Below are 3,501 nucleotides of genomic sequence, written 5' to 3' on the forward strand. Positions count from 1 at the left end.
GCGCCCTGCCCATTCACCCTGACGAAAATACCCCCGCCGGAGGCATAAGCCCCGCCCGCGGGGCTCATCTTCGCCGCCCGCTCCGTCCGCCCGGCGGCATGAACCCCTTCTCCGCCCCCGCGCGGCCCTTTCCCTTCGCCGTCTCATTGGCTAAATCCTTCGCAAAGCGAAAAGGGGAAAGCCGGGATGCCGATGGAAAAGACCTTCAACGCCGAAGAGGCCGAGGCCCGCATTTCAGCCCTCTGGCTGAAGAACAAGGTCGGCCGCGCCGGGGCCAATGCAAAGCCCGGCAAACCCGCCTTTTCCATCATGATCCCGCCGCCGAACGTCACCGGCAGCCTGCATATGGGCCATGCCTTCAACAACACGCTTCAGGACGTGCTGGTGCGCTGGCACCGGATGCGCGGCCATGACGTGCTCTGGCAGCCCGGCACCGACCATGCCGGGATCGCGACCCAGATGGTGGTGGAACGCGAGCTTGCGCGCGAAGACAAGCGCCGCACCGATTTCACCCGGCCCGAATTTCTCGGCATGGTCTGGGAGCAGAAGAAGAAATCGCGCGGCAATATCATCGGCCAGCTCCAGCGGCTCGGCGCAAGCTGCGACTGGGACCGCGAGGCCTTCACCATGTCCGGCGCTCCCGGCGCGCCCGCGGGCGAAGAGGGCAATTTCCACGACGCCGTGATCAAGGTCTTCGTCGATCTCTACGACAAGGGGCTGATCTACCGCGGCAAACGGCTGGTGAACTGGGATCCGCATTTCGAGACCGCGATCTCCGACCTCGAAGTCGAGCAGACCGAGGTCGACGGCCATATGTGGCATTTCAAATATCCGCTGGCCGGGGGCGAGACCTATCTCTACCGCGAGAAGGACGAGGACGGGAACGTCACCTTTGAAGAGGAACGCGATTATATCTCCATCGCCACCACCCGCCCCGAGACCATGCTGGGCGACGGCGCGGTGGCGGTGCACCCGTCGGACGAGCGTTACGCCCCCATCGTCGGCAAGCTCTGCGAGATCCCGGTCGGCCCGGCCGAGCACCGCCGCCTGATCCCGATCATCACCGACCAATACCCCGACCCCACCTTCGGCTCGGGCGCGGTGAAAATCACCGGCGCGCATGATTTCAACGATTACGGCGTAGCGCAGCGGAACGGCATCCCGCTCTACCGGCTGATGGACAGCCGCGCCCGGATGCGCACCGACGGCCTGTCCTATGAGGACTCCGCCGCGGCCGCCCGCGCCATCCTCGACGGCCAGGCCTTCACCGAGGCCGAGGTCGACCGCATCAACCTCGTCCCCGAGGATCTGCGCGGCCTCGACCGTTACGAGGCGCGAAAGCGCGTGGTCGCCCAAATCAGTGCCGAGGGCCTTGCGGTCACGAAACTGGTGAAAAGCATCGACGAGGAAACCGGCTCGGAACATCTGGAGCGGGTGCCGGTGATCGAGGCGAAAAAGATCATGCAGCCCTTCGGCGACCGCTCGAAAGTGGTGATCGAGCCGATGCTGACCGATCAGTGGTTCGTCGAGACCTCGAAGATCGTCGGCCCGGCGCTGGATGCCGTGCGCAACGGCGACACGACGATCCTGCCCGAGCGCGACGCGAAGGTCTATTTCCACTGGCTGGAGAATATCGAGCCCTGGTGCATCTCGCGCCAGCTCTGGTGGGGCCATCAGATCCCGGTCTGGTACGGGCTCGACATCTGGCCGGCGGGCTTCCATGACGACCAGGGCGACGATGCGCTGGACGAGGTGGAGATCTTCCGCCTGCTCTACGAGGGCGGCTTCAACCACGCGGATCCGGTGTATTTCTGCGCGCCCTCGTTCGAGGGTGTGACCGCCCGCTTCCAGGACGCGCTGGCGCCCTTGCCGGTGCCCCTGAACCACGCGCGGGTGGTCGAAGTGGCCGACCGCCAGGCGGCGATGGACCTGCTCGCGGCGGCTTTGGCGGAATACAACCTGACCCAGGACCCGCTTAAGCTGGTCTATCCGGTCTGGCGCGACGCCGATGTGCTCGACACCTGGTTCTCCTCGGGGCTCTGGCCGATCGGCACGCTCGGCTGGCCCGAGGAAACCCCTGAACTCGCGCGCTATTTCCCGTCCTCGGTGCTGGTCACCGGGTTCGACATCATCTTCTTCTGGGTCGCCAGGATGATGATGATGCAGCTTGCCGTGGTGGATGACGTGCCGTTCCGCACCGTCTATGTCCATGCTCTCGTGCGCGACGAGAAGGGCAAGAAGATGTCCAAGTCGCTCGGCAACGTGCTGGACCCGCTCGACCTGATCGCCGATTACGGCGCCGATGCGGTGCGCTTCACCCTTGCGGCGATGGCAGCGATGGGGCGCGACCTGCGGCTCTCGAAGGACCGGATCGCGGGCTACCGCAACTTCGGCACCAAATTGTGGAACGCCTGCCGCTTCGCCGAGATGAACGGGGTCTGGGAGGGGCACGCGACCGCTTCGGCGCCCCCTGCTCCGAAGGCCACCGCCAACCGCTGGATCATCGGCGAGACGGCGGCGGTGCTGGAAGAGGTCGATCTGGCGCTCTCTGAGTTCCGCTTCGACCAGGCCGCAGATGCGCTTTACAAATTCGTCTGGGGCAAGGTCTGCGACTGGTATGTCGAATTCGCCAAACCCTTGTTCGACGGCGAGGATGCCGCCGAGACCCGCGCGACCATGGCCTGGGTGCTCGACCAGTGCATGATCCTCTTGCATCCGTTCATGCCCTTCATCACCGAAGAGCTCTGGGCCACCACCGGCAAACGCGGGAATCTGCTCGTGCATACCGACTGGCCGGAATACGGCCCCGCCCTGATGGACAAGGAGGCCGAGGCCGAGATGGGCTTCGTGACCGGGCTGATCGAAGAGATCCGCTCGGCCCGCGCCCAGGTCCATGTGCCGGTCGGCCTCAAGACCGACCTGGTGGCGTCTGAACTGTCCGGGACCGCCCGCGCCGCCTTTGCCCGCAACGAGGCGCTGATCCGGCGCATGGCGCGGATCGGGGATGTCTCGGAAGGACCGGCGCCGAAGGGGTCGATCGTGGTGGCGCTGGAAGGCGCGGCTTTCGCGATTCCGCTGGAAGGGGTGATCGACATCGCGGGCGAAAAGGCGCGTCTCTCGAAGACGCTCGAAAAGCTCGGGAAAGAGATCGGCGGGCTGAAAGGCCGGCTCGACAATCCGAAGTTCATCGCCTCGGCCCCCGAGGATGTGGTGATCGAGGCCCGCGCCAATCTGGAAGCGCGCGAGGACGAAAAGGCGAAGATCGAAACGGCGCTGAAACGGCTCGCCGAACTGGCCTGACCCAAAAACCCGGCCAGGCAACCAGCCCGGCCGGGCCGCCTTCCACGCCTGTCCGAAGGAATCGGCGCCGCGCCGCTGCCGCCAAATTCGTTCGAACGAATTTGCCCCCGATCCCGCAGCACTTTTGCGGCTTTCACCTTGATATAAATACTCCGGGGGTGAGGCCGAAGGCCGAGGGGGCTGGCCCCCTCTCTTGCGCCC

General features: G+C 65.4%; 1 protein-coding gene. It reads left to right on the forward strand.

Translation table 11 applies throughout. The annotated features are described in order from the left end of the window. The first annotated feature begins 186 nt into the window (after positions 1-186). On the forward strand, positions 187-3,300 hold the full coding sequence (locus XINFAN_RS15325) for a valine--tRNA ligase (RefSeq protein ID WP_124087743.1): 3,114 nt from the start codon (positions 187-189) through the stop codon (positions 3,298-3,300). The last annotated feature ends 201 nt before the right edge of the window (positions 3,301-3,501 follow it).

The organism is Pseudogemmobacter humi (assembly GCF_900609055.1).
GTDB lineage: Bacteria > Pseudomonadota > Alphaproteobacteria > Rhodobacterales > Rhodobacteraceae > Pseudogemmobacter > Pseudogemmobacter humi.